Source organism: Ottowia sp. VDI28, from assembly GCF_049532675.1.
Classification (GTDB): Bacteria; Pseudomonadota; Gammaproteobacteria; order Burkholderiales; family Burkholderiaceae_C; genus Ottowia.
Window position 1 is genome coordinate 5,564,310 of the sequence record NZ_CP149820.1, and the last position, 20,051, is coordinate 5,584,360.

The window sequence follows — 20,051 nt, forward strand, 5'->3', positions numbered from 1 at the left end:
ATCACATATTGCCTCAATGGCTATTTTCTTCTCTAAAGCAGATCAATCAGGTGCACCTGAATCGGAGTTCTCAGGCGCCACGAGCTTGGACGCCGCAGAAGGACGGCCTACGCGCCCCGGCGAAACCCGGCGGGTGGTGCGCGTTTGCAAATCCGCCACAAAACGCCCCTCGCCCAAAGCCCAACCGCTTTGCACTGCGCGGGTCAGCTTCTCGCGCTGCTCCAGGCTCTGCCCTGCCTTGACCAGTTCGGCGTAAGCCGCCTCACGAGCGAATGGCGTGTTGCCCAACTCCCAGAACAAGGAGTGTGGCGTGATCAGCGGGTCGGAACGCAGGCCAACATAGTGCGCATAGCTGGACCACGGGTAATCGCCTGGTGCGGCCACCATGCCTGCACGTACGGGATTCAGATCGATATAGGCCATGCAGGCCAGCAGATACCGCTCCGCCTCGATCAGGCTGGAACGGTAGCGCCCTTCCCAAAGCGTGCCGGTGCGGCTATGCCGGTCATTGAAATAGCGCACATAGCTCCGCCCGAGCGCCTGCATCATGCGTGGCACGCCCTCATTGGTTTCCGGCGTGAGCAGCAGGTGCAGGTGATTGGACATCAGCACATAGGCATGGAGCGCGACCTTGTTCTCCGCGGAAAAATCGCGCAAGGCACGCAACATGCGCTGATGATCGTCGCTGTCTCGGAAGATGTTTTGACGATTGTTGCCGCGCAGAATGACGTGATGGGGGTAGGCGGCAACGGTGAGTCGGGGAAGGCGGGCCATGGTTAATTATGCTCTGACCCCAATTTCTATCGAGATAACTGGGATCTGACCCCAATTTCTTTTGAATTCTCCTGTCGGCGGCGGAAAGGATGGCTTGCCGCCATAATCGTCGGCATGCCACGTTCCAGCCAACTTCTGCATGCCCAGCGCGAACCTGCAGCGCTGCGCCCCGCCGCCACCGTGCTTTTGCTGCGCGACAGCCCTCAAGGAGTGGAGGTGCTGATGACACGCCGCTCGCTCACGGCCAGTTTCGCGCCAGGGGCCTATGTGTTTCCCGGAGGCGGCATTGATGCTGCGGATGCGGCGGCCCATGGGCAGGCCACGCGCCGGCCGACGCAGAGTGGCGAGCACCTGACACAAGCGATCGCGGCCATCCGCGAAAGCTTCGAGGAATTGGGTGTGCTGCTCGCCAAACGGGACGATGGATCACCCGCTACCGCCGAAGATCTCGCCGCGCTCGATCGCCAGGCGCCCTTTGCCCCGCAATGCGCCGCGCGCGGGCTGAAACTGGCGGCAGCAGACGTATATGTGCTGGCCCACTGGATCACCGACCGCGATCTGCCCCGCCGCTTCGATGTACCCTTTCTCGTGGCCCGCATGCCTGAAGGGCAAACGCCAGTGGCCGACGAGGCGGAGCAATTCGAACCCGTCTGGGTGCGCCCGCAGGATGCGCTGGAGCGCCACAAGGCGGGGCAGTTCTTCATCATCTTCCCTACCATTCGCACCCTCGAGCGCCTGCAGAACTACGGTAACGTGCAAAGCATTCTAGATGCCTGTGCCACCGAGCAGCCCCTGTGGACCAGTTGTCCGCGCGGCGGGCTTCTGGCCGGCAAGGAAGCCCGCTACATGGAGCACGAGCAGCCTTTCGGGGAGTTGGAGTTGGTCACCCCTGATGGGCAGATGCTGCATGCGCTCGACTGGCAGGCCGAGCAGCCTGTGCCGCTGCTCAAGAACGTGCAGCGCCTGACGGCCGGCAACTCCGGTTTCATGACTGGCCCAGGCACCAACAGCTACCTGGTGGGTGATCCGCGCACAGGCTATATCGCCATTGATCCCGGCCCCGCGGACGATGCACACATCGAACGGCTGTGGCGTGCAGCAGGCGGCCACATCAAGTTCATTGTCTGCACGCATTCCCATCCCGATCATTCGCCCGGCGCCAAGCCGCTGCAGGCGCTGTGCAACAACACCAAGCCCCCTATTCTGGGCCTGGCCTCCCTGCCCACCGCCAATGCGGCCAGCCAATTCACGCCGGACGAGATGCTCGCCGACGGCCAGCGCCTCAGTTTGAGCGCCGACGCGCCCGACGGCAAGACTACCCACACCCTGCGCGCCATCCACACACCTGGGCACGCCGCCAATCACCTCTGCCTCCTGCTGGAGGAAGATGGCCTGCTGTTTTCCGGAGACCATATCCTCAACGGCAGCACGACGATCGTCAATCCGCCCGATGGCGAAATGACAGCCTACCTGGAGTCGCTGGACAAGCTCGATGCCGCCTGCGCGGAACAGGACGCCCATTTCATCCTGCCCGCGCACGGTTACGTACTGGGCAGCGCGCGTGCGCAGATCGCCCACCTGAAAAAGCACCGCCTGGCACGCGAGGCGAAAGTTCTGGCCGTGATGCAGGCGGACCCTCAGGGCACGATGGACGACTGGGTGGCCAAGGCCTATGACGACGTGCCTCCGCGCGTATGGCCCGTGGCGAAACGCTCACTACTGGCACATGTAGAGCGGATCCAGGCAATGGGGGACTGCCCTCCCTGAGGCGCTGACGCGCCATCCCCTATGCCGGGCGCCCTGGCATAGGCTGCGCAGAAGAAGCTTCGGTGTGGGCTGCTACGGACAGCCCTTGCCATTTCCTGCGCATGAGGGGTAGCGCAAGGAGAAAGCGAAGCTACACTGGCCCCCACAAATCACACGTTGAGGAAGAGGGGCTTTTATGGCAGCGACCGGCATCCAGCGGGCATCGGCGCGGACCCGAAGCAGTATAGAAGCGCATCCCATCGAATTCACGGGCTCGGGCGGTGAATATTTCCGCGTCTGGATCGTCAATGTGCTCTTGTCCATCGTCACGCTGGGCATCTACACGCCCTGGGCGCGGCGGCGGACGGCCCAGTATTTCTACAGCCATACCCAGGTCGCCGGCAGCCCCCTCGAATTCGCGGCGCAACAGCGCAAGATGGTGGTGGGTTTTCTGATGATGGCGGCGCTCTACCTGGCCTACCAGATCGCCGCTGAAACCGGGCAGGAGCTGGCCTCCATGCTGCTGCTGATCGGCTTTGCCGTGCTGACGCCCTTTCTCTGGGGCAGCGCCATGCGCTTTCGCTTGAGCGCCACGCGCTGGCGCGGCATTCGGCTGGCCTTCACGGCGTCGTGGCGGGAGGTCTATACGGCCAGTTGGCCCGTGTTCGCCATCGCGGCCATTTGGGTGGTGGTGCTTTTCGTGACAGGCGCCATGTCGCCGCCCTCCCTTGGCGGCGCAGAAGGCGATGAGTCGCCGCTGCAGTTGCCGGCTCTGGGCGGGCTGGTCATTGGCCTGGGGATCGTGGGTTCCGCACTGACGCTGCTGTGCATCATCCGGCTTGAATACAACTACCGCAGCCTGCTGGTGCTGCGCGCGCGCATCGGCAACCAAATGGGGCGCTGGAAACCGGTATATATGGATTTTGTCCGCATCTGGCTGGCCACGGCGGGCCTCTTTCTGTTGCTGGTGCTGGCGGTGGTCCTGGCGGTTTCGCTGTTCAGCGGCTCGATGGCCCTGCTGTTCAAGAAGGTGGGCAGTGGAGGGATCGCAGGCATGGTCCTGGTCTTCATGCTGGTCTTCCTCGGCGGTTTCCTGGGGTTGTTTCTGATCTCCCTGCCGGCACGCGCTTACCGGCAGGCGCGCATGTTCCAACTGGTATGGAACAACGTGGGCGTGAGCCACATCGCGCGCTTCAAGACCAATCTGCGCACCTGGCCTTTCATCCGGCTGCGCATCAAGAACATGCTGCTCACGCTGCTGACGCTGGGCTTCTACCGGCCTTTCGCGCTCACCAGCGAGTACGCCATGAAGGTCGACTCAGTGATGCTTTACCTGAAAGGCGGCACGGATCAATTGGTGGGCGAACTGGTAAAGCAACAAGGCGCGTTTGGTGATGCAGCGGCTGATGCGCTGGGACTGGATCTGATTGGATAAGCGCTCTATGCCGCCTTCCTTGCGCGCCATTTGGTTTGATGGCCGCAGCACGCGAGCTCGGCCCGTCACGCTGCAACTGACCCCAGACAAGGGCCGGCCCCGGTTGCGGTTGCAAGCCCTGGATGACGGCCAGACGCTGGAACTCCGGCACGAGCAAGTCGGCTGGCCCGAGCGCTGGAGTGCCGGGCGGGCACCGCGCAGCTTGACGGTCGATCTCGGCGCGCATGGCAGCCTGCAGATCGACGATCCCGCGGCCTGGCAAGCCTGCCTCACCGAAGCGGGGCGCCGCCCTCCTCTGGCCGAACGCATGCAGACCCAACTCAAGGTACTGCTGATCGTGCTGCTGGTGGCGGGGGTCGGCATCTGGGCTTTCTATCGCTGGGGTACTCCCTGGGCTGCCGCGCAACTGGCACGCCACGTACCGCTCGCCTGGGAGCAGGCACTCACAGAGCGGGCTCTGCGGGAGATCGATGCGAACTACGTCAAGCCCAGCAAATTGCCGCCCGAGCGGCAAGCCGAATTGCGCGCCGGCTTCGCCAAGCTGGCAGCCTTGGTGGAGCCTGATCTGCAGCGCTACCCCGGCTATGCGCCGCCGCTCAAGCTGGAGTTCCGATCCGGGATGCCCGCCAACGCCTTCGCGCTACCCGGTGGCACTGTCGTGCTGACCGATGCCATGGTGGAGCAAGCCAGGGCCAGCCAGACCGGAGACACCGCGCTGCTCGGGGTGTTGGCGCACGAGATCGGCCATGTGGAGCATCGCCACACCACGCGCATGCTGGTGGAACAGGGCGTTCTCAATGTGGGGCTGGGTCTTGCGCTCGGCGACGTGTCGAGCGTGGTCTCATTCAGCAGTTCGCTGCTCACGGGATTGGCGTACCGGCGCAGCCATGAGATGGAGGCCGATTGCTACGCCGTCGCCATGATGGGCAAGGCCGGCCTCCCGACCAAGCCGATGACCGATCTGATGCTGTCCATCGAGCGGAGGGAAGAAGAGGATCATCCCAAAGACAAGGAAGCCGCCGCCTCGGCACCACCAGCCCACAAGAAGCCGCGCGAATCAGGCGGCTTCAATTGGCTCAGCACGCACCCGGACACGGCGGCGCGTGCGGAACACCTGTGCCCGGGCGGATAGAGCACTCAGAAGATAGCAGCGCCGACGGCTTCATCAGCCGGCCACGGTATGCGCCACGAACGCGAGAGTACCTACCAGAACCAAAACCATGACCAGCGCGACCAGCAGCAAAACAATGGGGCTTCCCCGCTCCGGGATGTCTTCCATGTCCTGGCGCCGGCCGATACCGATCAGGCTCCAGAGCACGGTCTTGATCTGCTTCAGGATGCTCATGATTGAAATCCTTTCTAGCGCACGCGGTTGACATCGAACGGCGTGACACCGCTCGCGCGGTTTCCCCAGGCCGTCCGCACATAGGAGGCCAAGGCGGCGATCTCCGCATTGTCCAGGCTCTGGCCGAATGGCGGCATGCCATAGGGGCGCGGATTGCCTTCCGTGGTGGGCGTGAAGCCGCCATGGATGATGGTCTTGATGAGGTTGGCGCTGGAGGCCTGCGTGACCGTCCGGAGCCCCGCCAGCGCGGGATAGATCCCGCCCTGACCTTCACCTTTGCCGCCGTGGCATTCGGCGCACTGGGCCTTGTAAAGCTTGGCACCCAGCGCCAGCACCGTGGAGCCGACACGTGTTTCCGGCTGCGGCGCCGGCGCCTGCCGCGGCAGATCACGCAGGAATAGGGCCATGGCCTGCAAATCGGCGTCGTTCAAGTGCTGAGTGCTTCCGTAGACCACCTCCGCCATCGGCCCCATGGCAGCCCCGCGAGCGCTGATACCGTTTTTCAGCAAGCCCTTCACTTCCGCGGTGCTCCAGTCCTGCACGCCTGCTTCAGCAGGAGCCGCCAGCGATGGCGCATACCAGTTCTGCATGGGAATCAGCCCGCCGCTCAAAGCCGGATTGTCTTGCAAGGCCCCCATGAAGTTGCGCGGCGCATGGCAGGCAGCGCAGTGGCCAAGACCCCGCACCAGGTAGGCCCCCCGGTTCCATTCCGCCGGCTTGCCCGGCTCGGGCCGGAACTCCCCCGGTTGAAAGTAAAGCGCACGCCACACCGCCAGCGCAGCCTGTGTGCTGTAAGGAAAGCGCAGATCATGCGGCTGGTTGGCTTGGCGCACCGGCGGCACCGTGCGCAAGAACGCGTACAGCGCATCGGAATCCTCCCGCGTGACCTGTGTGTACTCCGTGTACGGGAAGGCTGGGTAAAGCAGGCGACCATCGCGTGACCGCCCATGGTGCAGCGCGCGCCAGAAATGATCCGCCGACCAGCGGCCTAGGCCGGTTTCTGGATCGGAGGTGAGGTTACTGGCAAAAACGATGCCAAAGGGGGTGTCGAGCGCTTTGCCGCCTGCATAAGCCTCACCGCCACGCGCTGTATGGCAGGCGGCGCAGTTGCCCGCACGGGCCAGGTAGGCGCCGCGTTGCACCTGTTCCATGCTGGGCGCCGCCGCGGAGATGTTGTCCGACACGGGCTGCTCGCCACGCACGTTCAGCCAGGCCACCCACGCAGCGGCCAAGCCGGCCAGCAGCACGAGTCCTGCCAGCAGTTTGATCGGAAGGGATAAGGAGCGGCTCATGGCTGGGCACTCCCGCATGTCATCGGCAGCGCACGCGGCGCCTGGATGGAGGCTTTGGCGCCGGCGGGTACCGGCTGCATCGACAGCCATGCCGCCATGGCGCCGACATCTTCCGGCGACAGCCGCTTGGCTACTTCGCCCATGCAATCCGGCTGGGCAGCGTGGCGCTGGCCATTTCTCCAGGCGCCGAACTGGCTGAGGATGTAATCGCGCGGCAGCCCGATCAACCCGGGCATGGCGGGAGCCACCCCCATCATGGCCTCACCATGGCAGGCGGCGCAGGCGGGGATCCCGCGCGCCGCATCGCCTTGGCGCACCAGTTGTTCCCCGCGCGCCAGCGATGCCCGCAGTGCGGCGCCCGATGCAGTGGGCGGCGGCGGAGGCGGGTAAGGAAGGTCCAGATTGGCGAAGTAGCGGGCGATCTCCAGCAAGTAGGCATCAGACATCTGATCGACCAGGTAGGCCAAGGTGGCGTTCTTGCGCCGGCCTTCGCGAAAGTTCACCAACTGGTTGAACAGATAGCCCGCCGGCTTGCCTGCGATGCGGGGAAAGTAGCCCTCGTTCGTGGCGCGCCCCTCCTGGCCGTGGCAGACCACACAGGCCTGCATGCGCTGGGCCATGGTGTCCGTGGGCGGCGCCGCGACCGAAGGCGACAGCCCCCCGCAGGCCAGCAGGAACGCGGCGATCACACGGCACGAAAGAAGGGCTTTGGCTGTCATGGCGGTTTTCACAGAAGACCAGCTGAGTCTGCCTGTCAAACGCTGATCTGATAAGTCACAGATGTTCTTAAAAAAACCGTATCAGATTCAATCCCCCCGCCTGATCCTCAATGATCTTGTGCATATCAGATCAGTAGTCAAGAATACGCTTCATTTGATATCAGATTCACATCCGATTGGCTTTCCATGAAGAAATACGAAGCGCTGGCCGAGGAGATAGAAGCCCTGATCGCGTCTGGAACGCTGCGGCCGGGCGAGCGGTTGCCCTCCGTGCGGGAGACCATTGCTTCACGCAGCGTCAGCCCCTCCACGGTCTTCGGCGCGTATGCCTTGCTGGAGGCACGCGGACGCATTGAAGCGCGCGCGCGTTCAGGGTATTTCGTGAAAGCGCCCGCGCACCAGCGCCACGAGCCGCTGCTCGCGCACCCGGAGCCGAACTCGCGCCCGGTGATCGTGAACGACCTGGTACTGGAAGTGCTGGGCTCCATTCGCGAGCAGGGCATCGTGCCGCTCGGGTCGGCGTTCCCGAATCCTGAGCTCTTTCCTCTGGAGCGTCTCGCGCGTGAAACAAGCGCGGGCTTGCGGGAACTGGAGCCAGAACAGCTGCTGCATGACCTGGGGCCGGGCAATCAGGAGTTGCGCCGCCAGATCGCGCTGCGCTATGTCAGCAATGGGGTGGTGGCCGGTACCGACGAGATTGTGGTGACCAGTGGCGCCATGGAGGCGCTGAACCTGTGTCTGCAAGCCGTCACGCGGCCGGGTGATGCGGTAGCGATCGAATCGCCCACTTTCTACGGTTGCCTGCAGGCCCTGGAACGGCTGCAACTGCGGGCGGTCGAAGTGGCGACACATCCTCGCGACGGTGTACAGCTCGAATCGCTTGAAAACGTCCTGCAGCGCGAGCAGGTGAGGGCCTGCTGGTTCATGCCGAACTTCCAGAATCCGCTAGGCGCGCTGATGCCGGTGGAGCGGAAAAAACAGCTGGTGCAGTTGCTCACGCGGCATGAGATTCCACTGATCGAAGATGACGTCTATGGAGAGTTGTATTTCGGCGTGCGCCGCGCGCTGCCAGCCAAGGCATTTGACAGCGCGGGATGGGTCATGCACTGCAGCTCGATGTCGAAAAGCCTGGCACCCGGCTATCGCCTGGGGTGGACAGCGGCCGGGCGTTTTGCGCGGGCCGTGGAGCGGCTCAAGCTCTCCAGCACCCTATCGGTAGCTGTTCCCTCGCAGTTGGCCGTGCTGCGCTACCTGCGGGCCGGCGGCTTCGACAAGCACCTGCGCCACCTCCGGTCCTTGCTCGCCATGCGGCGAGAAGAGGCGCTGCGTTGCATCACGCGCCATTTTCCTTCGGAAGTGCGTGTGACCCAGCCGCAAGGCGGTTATTTCGTATGGGTGGAGCTTCCCGCCCAGGTAGATGCCCTGGAGCTGCACCGGCTGGCTCTTTCGCAGAGCATCAGCGTGGCGCCGGGACCGCTGTTCTCCGCGGATCAGCGGTTCAGGCACCACCTGCGGCTCAATTACGGGCATCCGCGATTCGAGCAATTGGAGCCGGCTTTGAAGACGTTGGGGCGACTGGTAGCGGGGTTGATGAAGCGGCCGGTGATGGAGAGTGAGGGGTTGAGGTGACGCCGTGAAAGCCCCCTTCCCAACCTCCCCCCAGTGGGGGAAGGAGTAATACAGCGAAGCCCGTTGATTCGCGGGCCGAGCGCAGCGATAGCCCGAGCCACGGGTCCCCTCTGCCCGCGCTGAGAAGCGCAGGGCAAGGGGCGGGCAAGGGCACTGCAAGATGCCCTTGCTTCGTGCTCTAGCTTGCTGCAGCTGTTTGAGCGGCGTGAACGCAGTGAACAAAGCGAGTTCTGCAGCACCGCCCCTTGACCGAGCATCGCAGGCTGCCCGGAGCGCAGCGCAGGGACGCGGGCAGTGGGGTCGCCTTTTCTTGGGTTACCTTCTTTTGGCGACGCAAAAGAAGGTGACTGCACCGCCGGGGGCAATCCCGGCCTCCGACCTCAGATCAAACAGCTGAAGGCATCAGGAAGCAGAAGGCCGTTCTGATCGACCTCCAGTGAAAGCCCCCACCCCCACCCTCCCCCAAAGTGGGAGGGAGAAAGCCACCCTCAAAAGCGCCCTGAAAAATCAAGAAAAGTGTGAAGCCCACCGATAAGCCGGATTCTGTGCATCACGGTTGCCCGCAATGTGACCGCCATCAATCTGGGCCGGGGGTCGCCCACCCGGCTCAATGCCACCTACCCGCACACTCAGCGAGCCGCCTCAACGTGTGCCTACTTGGTGTTGCTGCGCGCAGAGATTGCCCGTTTCACCCGAACTCAATCGGCTCGTCTCTGTTGCTCTGATCCTCACCTCACGGTGGAGAGCCGTTAGCTCCTGCGCTGCCCTTTGCAGTCCGGACGTTCCTCCAGTGCGCCCTTTCGGGACATGCACCGGCGGCGGTCTGGCGGGCTTCACGGGTGTGATTATTCCATTGAATGCGAACGGCATATCCATATACCCCAATTTGTCGAATAACTGCGCCAGAATGTCTCCCTGACTTACTCCTGCAGGAGACCTTGCCATGAAAGCCAACAACATCCTGGAAACCATCGGCCGCACACCGCATGTGCGCATCAACCGCCTGTTCGGCCCCGATGCCCAGGTATGGATCAAGAACGAGCGCGCCAACCCCGGCGGCTCGGTCAAGGACCGCATCGCGCTGGCGATGGTCGAAGACGCCGAGAAGAGCGGCAAATTGAAAGCTGGCGGCACCATCATCGAGCCGACGAGCGGCAACACCGGTGTCGGCCTGGCCATGGTGGCCGCCGTCAAGGGGTACAAGCTGATTCTCGTGATGCCCGACAGCATGAGCATCGAGCGCCGCCGCCTGATGCTCGCCTACGGCGCCACGTTCGACCTCACCCCTCGTGAAAAAGGCATGAAGGGCGCGATTGCCCGTGCCGAGGAATTGCTGGCACAGACACCCGGCGGCTGGATTCCCCAGCAGTTCGAAAATCCTGCCAACGTCGCCGTGCATACCGCCACCACGGCAGAGGAGATCCTGGCCGACTTCCCTGAGGGGCTGGACGTGCTGATCACCGGCGTCGGCACCGGCGGCCACCTGACCGGCGTGGCGCGCGTGCTGAAGGCCAAGTGGCCTCAGTTGAAGGTATTCGCCGTCGAGCCGACGCAATCGCCCGTGATCAGCGGTGGCGCGCCCGCCCCCCACCCCATCCAGGGCATCGGCGCTGGCTTCATCCCCAAGAACCTCGACACCGGCCTGCTGGACGGTGTGGTCCAGGTGGAAGCCGAAGCGGCGCGCGAATACGGCCGCCGGAGCGCCCGCGAGGAAGGCACTCTGGTGGGCATCAGCAGCGGCGCCACGTTGGCCGCCATTGCGCAGAAGCTACCGGAGCTGCCCAAGGGCTCTCGTGTGCTCGGCTTCAACTACGACACGGGCGAACGCTACCTTTCGGTGGAAGGCTATCTGCCAGCCTGATTAAGGGTTTCCATTAGAAACAAATCAGCTCGAAAAGTCTTTCAATCGGGGAAACCCGCCAGACACTGCGGCGTCCACTGCTCTAACAAGAGAAGAGGCCGCGATGCCCGGCTGCCCTATCCTTTTGATCAAAGACTTTTATGCCTTACGTGAAGACCGCCCTTGCCGCCGAAGCACTTCGGCAGCGTAGCGGCGGCATTCTTGCGCAGCGCCAGCGCACGGCCTTGATTCTGTTCGACGGCAAGCGCTCGGTCGATGAAGTGCTGCGCCAAACCGCCGGCTTGGGCGTGCAACCGGACGACATCACCCATCTGGTGAAAAGCGGCCTCTTGCAAGAGGAAAAACCAGAGCCTGCCAATAGCAAGTCTCGGGCAACCTCAGAAACGCCCAAAATCTCCGAATCCCCAGCGCCCCAAATGAACGGCGAGCTGACGATCGACGAACAGCAACGCCGATACAAAACAGCCTACCCGCTGGCCACACAACTCACCGCTACGCTGGGGCTGCGCGGTTTCAAACTCAATCTGGCAGTGGAACGCGCCGAAGGCTACGCAGGCCTGCGCGAACTGCTGCCCAAGATCGAGGCTGCGGTAGGCCCCGAGCGGGCCACTGACTTGCGCGCGGCACTGGACGGAGCGGCGCGCTGAATCGCTTGGGAAAGTGTTTATAAGCACGGCGCTTTTCCGCTTCACGAGCGGGCAGACGTATCATCAGCGCCTTTCATGCTCTGCTTGATCACTACAAGCCGCTCCCCATGATCCGCCTCTCCGAACTCCGCCTGCCCCTGGCGCAAGCTGACGCGCCTGAAAGCGCCCTGCGCGCGCTGGCCGCACAGAAACTCCAGATTCCCGAAACCGCCATCAGCGCGCTCCAGGTCTTCAAGCGCAGCTTCGACGCGCGCAAGGCCGATCTGCTGGCCGTGTACATCGCAGACATGGCCCTGGCCGATCCAGCCCAGGAAACCGAGCTGCTCACGCGCTTTGAAAAAGACCCGCATGTGCAGCCCACGCCCGACATGGCCTGGCACCCCCTGTGACAGCCCCCGAGGGTTGGCAAGGCGAGCGCCCCGTGGTGGTCGGCTTTGGCCCCTGCGGCATCTTTGCCGCACTGGTGTTGGCGCAAATGGGGCTCAAGCCCATCGTGCTGGAGCGCGGCAAGCCTGTGCGCGAACGCACGCAGGACACCTGGGGGCTGTGGCGCCGCAGCCAGCTCAACCCCGAGAGCAACGTGCAGTTCGGCGAGGGCGGCGCCGGCCTGTTTTCCGACGGCAAGCTCTACAGCCAGGTGCGCGACCCTCGCCACCTGGGCCGCAAGGTCATGGAGGAATTCGTGGCGGCGGGCGCGCCGGAAGAAATCCTGTGGGTGGCACACCCGCACGTAGGCACCTTCAAGCTCGTGAAGGTGGTGGAAAATTTGCGCGCGCAAATCACAGCCTTGGGCGGCGAGATCCGCTTCCAGCAGCGTGTGACAGATCTGCTGCTGGAGGGCGACGCCCAAGCGCCCTCTCTGCGCGGGCTCCAGGTTGAAGATCTTCAGACCGGCCAGCGCCATGAGCTGGCCACCCGCCACGCCGTGCTGGCGCTAGGCCACAGCTCGCGCGACACCTTTGCCATGCTGTACCGCCAGGGCGTGGACATGGTGGCCAAACCGTTTTCCATTGGCGTGCGCATCGAGCATCCGCAAGGCGTGATCGACCGCGCCCGCTGGGGTCGCCATGCCGGCCACCCGTTGCTGGGTGCGGCGGACTACAAACTGGTGCACCATGCCGGCAACGGCCGCGCGGTGTACAGCTTCTGCATGTGCCCTGGCGGCACGGTAGTGGCAGCCACAAGCGAGCCAGGCCGTGTGGTGACCAATGGCATGAGCCAATACAGCCGCAACGAACGCAATGCCAATGCCGGTATGGTGGTCGGCATCAACCCGGGTGATTTTCCGCATGCGGCTGAGGCTTTCGAGGAAACGCTGGGAGAAGCCTTCGGCGTGGAACACCTGCCCCTCGGCCAGCCTCACCCGCTCGCGGGCATCGTACTGCAGCGCCAGTTGGAATCAGGCGCCTACCAACTAGGCGGCGCCAGCTATGCGGCGCCCGCGCAACGCGTGGGTGATTTTCTGGCTCAGCGGGCCAGCACCGCGCCGGGCGACGTGATTCCCTCGTACAAGCCTGGCGTGCACTGGACTGACCTGGATGCCGCCCTGCCTGACTGGGCGACGGCCGCCATGCGGGAAGCCCTGCCTGTCTTCGGCCGCAAGATCAAGGGTTATGACATGGCCGATGCCGTCATGACAGGTGTGGAAACGCGCACCTCATCACCAGTGAACATTCGCCGCGGAGAGAGTCTTCAGAGCCTGAATGTGCGCGGGCTATTCCCTGCGGGCGAAGGCGCAGGCTATGCGGGCGGCATCCTCTCCGCCGGCATTGATGGTATTCGTGTGGGAGAAGCGGTGGCGCAAGCGGTAGTCAACACGACCCGGACGTGAATCGGGGCAGGCTTGAAACCTGCCCCGATCGGAGATCAGCCCTTGTAGTTCTGCAGCGCGGCGATGCGCTCTTCCATGGGCGGGTGCGATGCGAACAGCTTGCCCAGGCTGCCGGTGATGCCCATGGCCTGCATGGTCTTGGGCAACTCACCCGGCTGCATGCCACCCAGGCGCTGCAGGGCATGGATCATGGGCTGCGGGCGTCCGAGCAGGTTGGCGGAGCCTGCGTCGGCACGGAATTCGCGGTAACGCGAGAACCAGGCCACGATCATGCCGGCCAGGAAGCCGAACAGGATATCGAGCACCACGGTACTGACGAAGTAGCCGATGCCGGGGCCGGAATTGTCGTTGCCACGGCGGAGCGCGCTGTCGATCAAGGAGCCAATCAGGCGGCTCAGGAACACCACAAAGGTGTTCATCACGCCTTGGATGAGGGTCATGGTCACCATGTCGCCATTGGCCACGTGCGCGATCTCGTGGCCGAGCACGGCCTCGATCTCTTCGCGGGTCATGCCGCGCAGGAGGCCGGTAGACACCGCCACCAGGGCGGAATTCTTGAATGCCCCCGTGGCGAAGGCGTTCGGCTCGCCCTCATAGATGCCCACCTCGGGCATCTGGATGCCCGCCTTCTCGGAGAGCCGGCGCACGGTTTCGACGATCCAGGCCTCATCGGCGTTGGCGGGCTGATTGATGATCTTCACGCCCATGCTCATCTTCGCCATGGGTTTGCTCATCAGCAGCGAGATGATGGCGCCGGTGAAGCCGATCACCAGCGAGTAGATCATCAACTGCCCAACCTGCACATTGGGCCCGACGAAGCGATTCAGGCCGAACAGGCTGGTGACGATGCCCAGCACCGCCATGACGGCGACGTTGGTCATAACGAACAACAGGATGCGTTTCATCGGGTCCCTTTTTTCCTTGGTGGAGTGAGTGCGGCGTTTGCCGGAGTAAGTATCTGGGGCGTATTGGAACAAATTTCAATGGAAGGGTTCCATGGACTTGTCCCCGAAAAAATCAACCCGGACGGCTGATGAGGGTTTTACCCCTGAAAACGCTCGCGTCATCATAAAACCCGGCCTCTTCATTGCCGGCCCACCACCCCGGTACCCCCAGCAGCGGCAGCGGCGCGAAGGGCTTGGGGGCCATCCTCCCGGCACTCAGCCATTCGGCCAGCCAGGCGTCGGCCTGCTCCAGGGTTTCAAGGTGCGCCGGGGCCGGCAGCACATGGGCCGTGATGGATTTGTAGGGCGACACCAGTTTTTCCAGCGCGGCATGGCCGATTACCCACAGCCGAGCCTCTTTCCAGAGCGGGCGCAGAGAGCCGAACAGATCCAGCCAGCGCCGCTCGCGCAGCGCATCCTGCAGAGCTTGGGGAGCGCCCAGCAGCACACCGCTCTCGTCGAACAGCGTCACGGCGTCGCGCACAGGGCCGCGCGTGGAACGCACGCCATCACGGGTGATTTCCGTGGCCTGCAGCGCGTTCAGGCGGAGTTTGGTGCGAGGGTAACGCGACCAGATCAGGCCATTCAGAAAATCGTGCAGGTTGTCACGGGAGGGCACAGCGCGCTGCTTGAAGATGAAAAGCTCATAGGGCAACCCTTCGGGCAGCGCATGCTGAGGCACGAAGCGCACGGGGGCGCTGCGGGCGGCGTTCAGCGCCTCGGCCACGGGTGCACCCGCCGCCCAGCGCGCGAGGGCCTCTTCACCTGTGGTGCGTACGGGCGCCCACCAGGGGGCCGCCCAATCGATCTCTGGAGCTTGGGTTACCATGCCTGCCAATCCTGCCATAAAGCCTTGAGACAACGCTGCTCGCTTCATGTGACACTTTCCCCTGCACGAGCCTGCCGTTCGCGGCCTCAAAGGCTGCCGCAAAGGTCCCAAACATCACTCTCGTCATTCCCGCGCAGGCGGGAATCCAGGCGGCGGTGAAAAGGTGGCACTGGATTCCCGCCTGCGCGGGAATGACGGAAGGGGACTTTTGCGACGCCCTCTAAAGCCGCTCCGACAAGAAGATCCATGATCTCGACCATCCTGCTTGCGCTGTACATCATCCTGGTCCTGGCCGTGGCCGCCCGCGTGCTGCTGCGTGACGACCTCAAACCCGACACGCGCATGGCATGGCTGATGATGCTGGTGCTGCTGCCCTATGCCGGCGTGATCATGTACTACCTGCTGGGGGAAGTCAGCCTGGGCCGGCGCCTGACCGGGCGGCACCAGACGGTGGCGGCCTTCCTGCGCCGGCATTGGCCGAACGATGCAGGCGTGCGCGGAGCGCTGGGCAAACCTGAGGAGCTCGAAGAGATCATCACCCCCCGGTGGCAGGGTGTGTTCCGCTACGCGGCGTCCATCAATGGATTTCACCCCATGCCCGGCTGCCGCGCCGAGGTGATGAACGACAACGGCGCCACCCTCGCACGCATGCTGGCCGACATGGACGCCGCCGAGCATGAAATCAACGTGCTTTACTACATCTGGCTCAGCGACGGCATGGGCAACGATATCGCGCAGGCCTTGATCCGCGCGGCGCGCAGAGGCGTGACCTGCCGCGCGATGGTGGATGGCCTGGGCTCGCGCGCGCTCACGCGCACGCCCCTGTGGCGTGCCATGCGCGAGGCCGGCGTGCAGGTAGCAGTGGCCCTGCCGGTCAGCAACCCCTTGAAGGTCATCCTCACCAGCCGGATCGATTTGCGCAATCACCGCAAGATCACCGTGATCGACGGCCGCGTCACGTATGTCGGCAGCCAGAACTGCGCCGATGCGGCCTTCCTCGTGAAAGCCCGGTATGCGCCGTGGGTCGACATCATGCTGCGCCTGGAGGGCCCGGTGGTAGCGCAAACCCAATTGCTGTTCGCCAGCGATTGGGTCCAGGTGACGGGCGATGATCGTTTCAACCCGCTGGTGCAGGCTGCAGAGCCGTACCCCGATGGCTTTGCCGCCCAAGTGGTGGGAGACGGGCCGACCGAGCGCAGCGGCTCGACACCTCAGCTCTTTGCCACGCTGATCGCCAACGCGCAGCGGGAACTCACGATTTCCACACCCTATTTCGTGCCTGATGCCACCGTACTGGAAGCGTTGTGCGCGGCCGCGTGGCGCGGCGTGAAGGTGACGCTGATCTTTCCGCGGCGCAACGATTCGTGGATCGTCGCGGCCGCCAGCCGCAGCACCTACCACCGGCTGCTGAAATCAGGCGTGTCCATCCGCGAGTTCCGCGGCGGGTTGCTGCACGCCAAGACCTTGACGGTGGATGGAGAACTCACGCTCGTCGGATCAGCCAACATCGACCTGCGCAGCTTCGATTTGAATTACGAGAACAACCTGCTGTTGCAGGACGCGGACACCACGGCGGCCGTGCGCGCGCGCCAGCAGCATTACCTGGAACAGTCTGACACCGTGACGCAACAGCAGGTTTCCCAATGGCCGTGGTGGCGCCATATCTGGAACAACGTGATGGCGTCGCTGGGGCCTGTGCTTTAGAACACGTTGACGATCGTAGTTCGAGCACAAAACCATATAAGACGGCTTTCTTCCCAACTCCCCGGCCCCTTTTGGCCGTTACCATGCAAGCAAACTCAAAGGTAACAAGGCCTTCTCATGGACCAGCCGCCCGCCACACCCCACCGCCGCACCCGTGGCCGTGACATTCATGAACAGCACCGCGTTGCCACGCCGCTGGAGCTGCTGTTCGATTTGACGTTCGTGGTGGCCGTGGCGCTGGCCGCGGCGCAGTTGCACCATGCCGAAGCGTCTCATCATGTGGGGCAGGCGCTGCCAGGCTACCTGGTGGCCTTTTTCGCCATCTGGTGGGCCTGGATGAACTACACCTGGTTCGCCTCCGCCTATGACAACGACGATGCCATCTATCGCGTTTTCACGCTGATGCAGATGGGCGGCGTGCTGGTGTTCGCGACCGGTGTGCCGGGTTTGTTTGAAGGGCAGTTTTTCCTGGGCATCCTGGGATACGCGCTGATGCGGCTGCCCTTGTGCATCCAGTGGGTGCGTGCCGGGCTGGGTGACCCCGAGCGGCGCAGCACCTGCTGGCGTTATGCCGCGGGTGTCGCCGTGGTCCAAGTGCTGTGGTTGCTGTTTGGCGCGGCCCGCTCGCAGGACTGGCTGCCCGCAGGTGCCATTTGGCCCTCGCTGGTGGCCCTGGTGGTGATGGAACTGCTGGTGCCGCCGTGGGCAGAGCGCGGGACTATGGCCACGCCCTGGCACCCCCACCATATCGCCGAGCGCTATAGCCTCTTCACCATCATCATCCTGGGCGAAGCCATCCTGGGCACCACCAACGCCATCGCCAGCCTGGTGCAGGTGCATGGATCCTCGTTCGATCTGATGCTGGTGGGCCTGGGCGGCACTTTGCTGGCGTTCTGTCTCTGGTGGATGTACTTCTTGCTGCCCTCCGGCGATGCCCTGCACCGGCACCGCGAGCGCGCCTTCGGCTGGGGCTATGGACATTTTTTTGCCTTTGCCTCGCTGGCCGCCGTGGGCAGCGGGCTTGAGGTGGTGGCAGACCGGTTGAAGATCGTCAAGGATGCCGCCACGCCCAATAGCGAGGCTGCATCGGCCCTGTTTGCCATCAGCGCGGTGGCGATTCCCCAGGCCCTGTTCGTGTTCGTCATCTGGGCGCTGCACCGTTATGCCACGCGCGCCCAGGACAGCCAGCTTTCGCTGGTGCTGCTGGTGCTGGCCTGCATCGGCCTGGGTCCGCTGGCGGTGGCTCAGGGCCTGCCGCTGCCCTGGGGATTGATGCTTTTGTCGCTGGGGCCGATCATCGCCATCGCCTACAACGAACTGGGGCACAAGCGGAAGGCGGAGAGATTTTTGGTGCGCTAGGCCAGCCTGATAGGCTTCTGGATTCCCGCCTGCGCGGGAATGACGAGGTTCAAGCCGCCAAGCGCCAGGGCAGCGCTTCACCACCTCGAAGCGGTTTCACCACGGTCTCGCCAAAAGCCACCTGCTCCGGCACGGCCCACTCCTGCTTTTGCAGGGTGACCTGGCCGCTGTTTCTGGGCAGGCCGTAGAAATCAGCGCCGAAGAACGATGCAAAGCCCTCCAGCTTGTCCAGTGCGCCAGCGGCCTCGAAGGCTTCCGCATAAAGCTCCAGTGCGGTCAAGGCGGTGTAACAGCCGGCACAGCCGCTGGCGTGCTCCTTCAACTGTGCGGGGTGTGGAGCGGAATCGGTGCCCAGGAAGAACTGGGGGCTGCCGCTGACCGCCGCCTTCACCAGCGCCTGCCGGTGCTCCTCGCGCTTGAGCACGGGCAGACAGTAGTAGTGCGGGCGGATCCCGCCCAGGAAAATGGCGTTGCGGTTGTAGAGCAGATGGTGCGCGGTGATGGTGGCGGCCGTGTAGGCGTCGCTTTGCGCCACGTATTGCGCCGCTTCCTTGGTGGTGATGTGCTCGAAGACGATTTTCAGCTCGGGAAAATCCTGGCGCAAAGGCTTGAGGACCCGGTCGATGAACACGGCCTCGCGGTCGAACAGATCGATCTCGGTGTCGGTGACTTCGCCGTGCACCAGCAGCTTGAGACCCGCCCGCTGCATGGCTTCCAGCGTCTTGTAGGTCTTGCGGATATCGGTCACGCCGGCATCGCTGTTGGTGGTGGCGCCGGCCGGATAGAGCTTGAGGGCGTGAACGCCTGCGTCCTGGGCCCGGGCAATCTCGTCGGGTGGCGTGACATCGGTGAGGTAGAGCGTCATCAGCGGCTCGAAATCCACGCCCGCAGGCACCGCTTTCAGGATGCGCTCCTTGTAGGCCAGCGCCTGCACCGCGGTCGTCACCGGCGGCTTCAGGTTGGGCATGATGATCGCGCGGGCGAACTGGGCGGCGGTGTGGGGCACCACGGAGTGAAGTGCGGCGCCATCGCGGACATGAAGATGCCAGTCGTCGGGGCGGGTCAGGGTGAGGGTTTGGGGGGCGGTCATGGGAGGGATTTTCTCAGAACGCGTTTGGCCTCAGAGGCTCAAACATCGTAGGTTGGTGCTGAGCGCAGCGATGCCCAACGATCGGCGGTTGTACACCAACGCGGCATGTTGGGCATCGCTACGCTCAGCACCAACCTACAGTTCCCGGCAGAAATCAAAAGGCCGCGGAGCAGGCCATGCGCGGACCACCGCGGAGCTGGCTTCGCCAGGCCGCCGGTGGTGTCCCCTTGGGGGAAGGCACGCAGTGCCTCAGGGGGGACCATTTCATGCCGTGTAATCGCCACTGGCCTCCGGCTGGAATTCAATGGCGCGTACCTCGACGGAGGACTCCTTGCCGTCGGCGCCATGCCAACGGGCGACTTCACCCACGCGCAAGCCCAGCAGGCTCGTGCCAATGGGCGACAGCACCGAGATCATGCCCTTGGCCGCATCGGCATCGGGCGGATAGCAAAGGGTAATGGAGCGTTCAGCACCACCGGCAGCATCTGCCACACGTAGCTTGGTGTGCATGGTGACGATATCGGGCGCGATCTCCTGTGCACGCACCAGATCGGCGCTGTCGATCACTTCGCCCAGTTCCTCGGCCTGAGGGGCTGTGGCGCTGCCGTACTGGCGCGTGAGAAGGTTGTAGATGCGCACATGGTCGAGTTCGGTCATGACTCGGCGAACAACTTGGTCGGTGGAAGACACAGGCAAATCTCCTGAAAGCAAAGAAGAAAAGCGCCGGCGGCCTGAGCCCGACGATCTGTGTGAAGGCGCTGGAGAGAGAAGGGAGAGAAGAGCGATCGTCGGGCTTAGAGGGGTGCGGCCGGTTGACGCATTCCTCGGCGCAGTGCCGCCCCTTGA

General features: G+C 63.9%; 16 protein-coding genes, 1 other RNA gene and 1 pseudogene. 9 read left to right on the forward strand and 9 right to left on the reverse strand.

Going from position 1 to position 20,051, the window contains the following annotated elements; all coding sequences use genetic code 11:
• Positions 1–42: 42 nt before the first annotated feature.
• Positions 43–774 (reverse strand): REP-associated tyrosine transposase, encoded by a 732-nt coding sequence (locus WJU18_RS26415; RefSeq protein ID WP_423456896.1) that lies wholly within the window; start codon positions 772–774, stop codon positions 43–45.
• A 114-nt stretch (positions 775–888) separates the two neighbouring features.
• Between WJU18_RS26415 and WJU18_RS26420 the strand changes: the two genes are divergently transcribed.
• The 3 genes from WJU18_RS26420 (at position 889) to WJU18_RS26430 (ending at position 5,087) form a co-directional block, all read left to right on the forward strand.
• Positions 889–2,541, forward strand: coding sequence for an MBL fold metallo-hydrolase (locus tag WJU18_RS26420; RefSeq protein ID WP_423456898.1), 1,653 nt, complete (start codon positions 889–891; stop codon positions 2,539–2,541).
• A gap of 175 nt (positions 2,542–2,716) precedes the next feature.
• Positions 2,717–3,955: a YjgN family protein gene (locus WJU18_RS26425; RefSeq protein WP_423456899.1), complete on the forward strand. Its 1,239-nt coding sequence runs from the start codon at positions 2,717–2,719 to the stop codon at positions 3,953–3,955.
• A 7-nt stretch (positions 3,956–3,962) separates the two neighbouring features.
• The gene (locus WJU18_RS26430) at positions 3,963–5,087 is read left to right on the forward strand and encodes a M48 family metallopeptidase (RefSeq protein WP_423456901.1); all 1,125 of its coding nucleotides are present in this window, start codon (positions 3,963–3,965) and stop codon (positions 5,085–5,087) included.
• Positions 5,088–5,120: 33 nt separating this feature from the next.
• On the opposite strand, the gene WJU18_RS26435 is transcribed toward WJU18_RS26430, so the two are convergent.
• From WJU18_RS26435 to WJU18_RS26445, 3 genes are read right to left on the reverse strand one after another with little or no spacing between them, the layout of a single operon-like run.
• Positions 5,121–5,300, reverse strand: coding sequence for a DUF2970 domain-containing protein (locus tag WJU18_RS26435; protein WP_423456903.1), 180 nt, complete (start codon positions 5,298–5,300; stop codon positions 5,121–5,123).
• A 14-nt stretch (positions 5,301–5,314) separates the two neighbouring features.
• Positions 5,315–6,592, reverse strand: coding sequence for a cytochrome c (locus WJU18_RS26440; RefSeq protein ID WP_423456904.1), 1,278 nt, complete (start codon positions 6,590–6,592; stop codon positions 5,315–5,317).
• On the reverse strand, positions 6,589–7,311 hold the full coding sequence (locus WJU18_RS26445; RefSeq protein WP_423456906.1) for a c-type cytochrome: 723 nt from the start codon (positions 7,309–7,311) through the stop codon (positions 6,589–6,591). The genes WJU18_RS26440 and WJU18_RS26445 overlap by 4 nt, the downstream gene beginning before the upstream one ends.
• Before the next feature lie 186 nt (positions 7,312–7,497).
• Between WJU18_RS26445 and WJU18_RS26450 the strand changes: the two genes are divergently transcribed.
• Positions 7,498–8,940, forward strand: coding sequence for a PLP-dependent aminotransferase family protein (locus tag WJU18_RS26450; RefSeq protein WP_423456908.1), 1,443 nt, complete (start codon positions 7,498–7,500; stop codon positions 8,938–8,940).
• Positions 8,941–9,456: 516 nt separating this feature from the next.
• On the opposite strand, the gene rnpB is transcribed toward WJU18_RS26450, so the two are convergent.
• Positions 9,457–9,775, reverse strand: an RNA gene (gene rnpB / locus WJU18_RS26455) — RNase P RNA component class A.
• A gap of 108 nt (positions 9,776–9,883) precedes the next feature.
• Between rnpB and cysK the strand changes: the two genes are divergently transcribed.
• From cysK to WJU18_RS26470, 3 genes and pseudogenes are all read left to right on the forward strand, one after another.
• Positions 9,884–10,801, forward strand: a complete 918-nt coding sequence (cysK, locus tag WJU18_RS26460) for a cysteine synthase A (RefSeq protein ID WP_423456909.1) — start codon at positions 9,884–9,886, stop codon at positions 10,799–10,801.
• Between the two features lie 140 nt (positions 10,802–10,941).
• Positions 10,942–11,448: a hypothetical protein gene (locus WJU18_RS26465; protein ID WP_423456911.1), complete on the forward strand. Its 507-nt coding sequence runs from the start codon at positions 10,942–10,944 to the stop codon at positions 11,446–11,448.
• 107 nt (positions 11,449–11,555) lie between these two features.
• A pseudogene (locus tag WJU18_RS26470) lies at positions 11,556–13,279 on the forward strand (NAD(P)/FAD-dependent oxidoreductase).
• A gap of 35 nt (positions 13,280–13,314) precedes the next feature.
• Here the strand turns inward: WJU18_RS26470 and htpX are convergent.
• Complete coding sequence (gene htpX, locus WJU18_RS26475) at positions 13,315–14,184, reverse strand: protease HtpX (RefSeq protein WP_423456912.1); 870 nt, start codon at positions 14,182–14,184, stop codon at positions 13,315–13,317.
• 112 nt (positions 14,185–14,296) lie between these two features.
• Complete coding sequence (locus tag WJU18_RS26480) at positions 14,297–15,052, reverse strand: DUF3025 domain-containing protein (RefSeq protein ID WP_423456914.1); 756 nt, start codon at positions 15,050–15,052, stop codon at positions 14,297–14,299.
• Between the two features lie 246 nt (positions 15,053–15,298).
• Between WJU18_RS26480 and cls the strand changes: the two genes are divergently transcribed.
• Together cls and WJU18_RS26490 are read left to right on the forward strand one after the other, a co-directional pair.
• Positions 15,299–16,756, forward strand: coding sequence for a cardiolipin synthase (cls, locus tag WJU18_RS26485; protein WP_423456915.1), 1,458 nt, complete (start codon positions 15,299–15,301; stop codon positions 16,754–16,756).
• A 117-nt stretch (positions 16,757–16,873) separates the two neighbouring features.
• Positions 16,874–18,115, forward strand: a complete 1,242-nt coding sequence (locus WJU18_RS26490) for a low temperature requirement protein A (RefSeq protein WP_423456917.1) — start codon at positions 16,874–16,876, stop codon at positions 18,113–18,115.
• A 49-nt stretch (positions 18,116–18,164) separates the two neighbouring features.
• Here the strand turns inward: WJU18_RS26490 and pyrC are convergent, their stop codons facing one another.
• The gene (gene pyrC / locus WJU18_RS26495) at positions 18,165–19,205 is read right to left on the reverse strand and encodes a dihydroorotase (RefSeq protein ID WP_423456919.1); all 1,041 of its coding nucleotides are present in this window, start codon (positions 19,203–19,205) and stop codon (positions 18,165–18,167) included.
• 264 nt (positions 19,206–19,469) lie between these two features.
• A complete protein-coding gene (gene rnk / locus WJU18_RS26500) occupies positions 19,470–19,895 on the reverse strand; it encodes a nucleoside diphosphate kinase regulator (RefSeq protein WP_423456921.1) in 426 nt (141 codons plus the stop codon).
• Positions 19,896–20,051 lie beyond the last annotated feature (156 nt).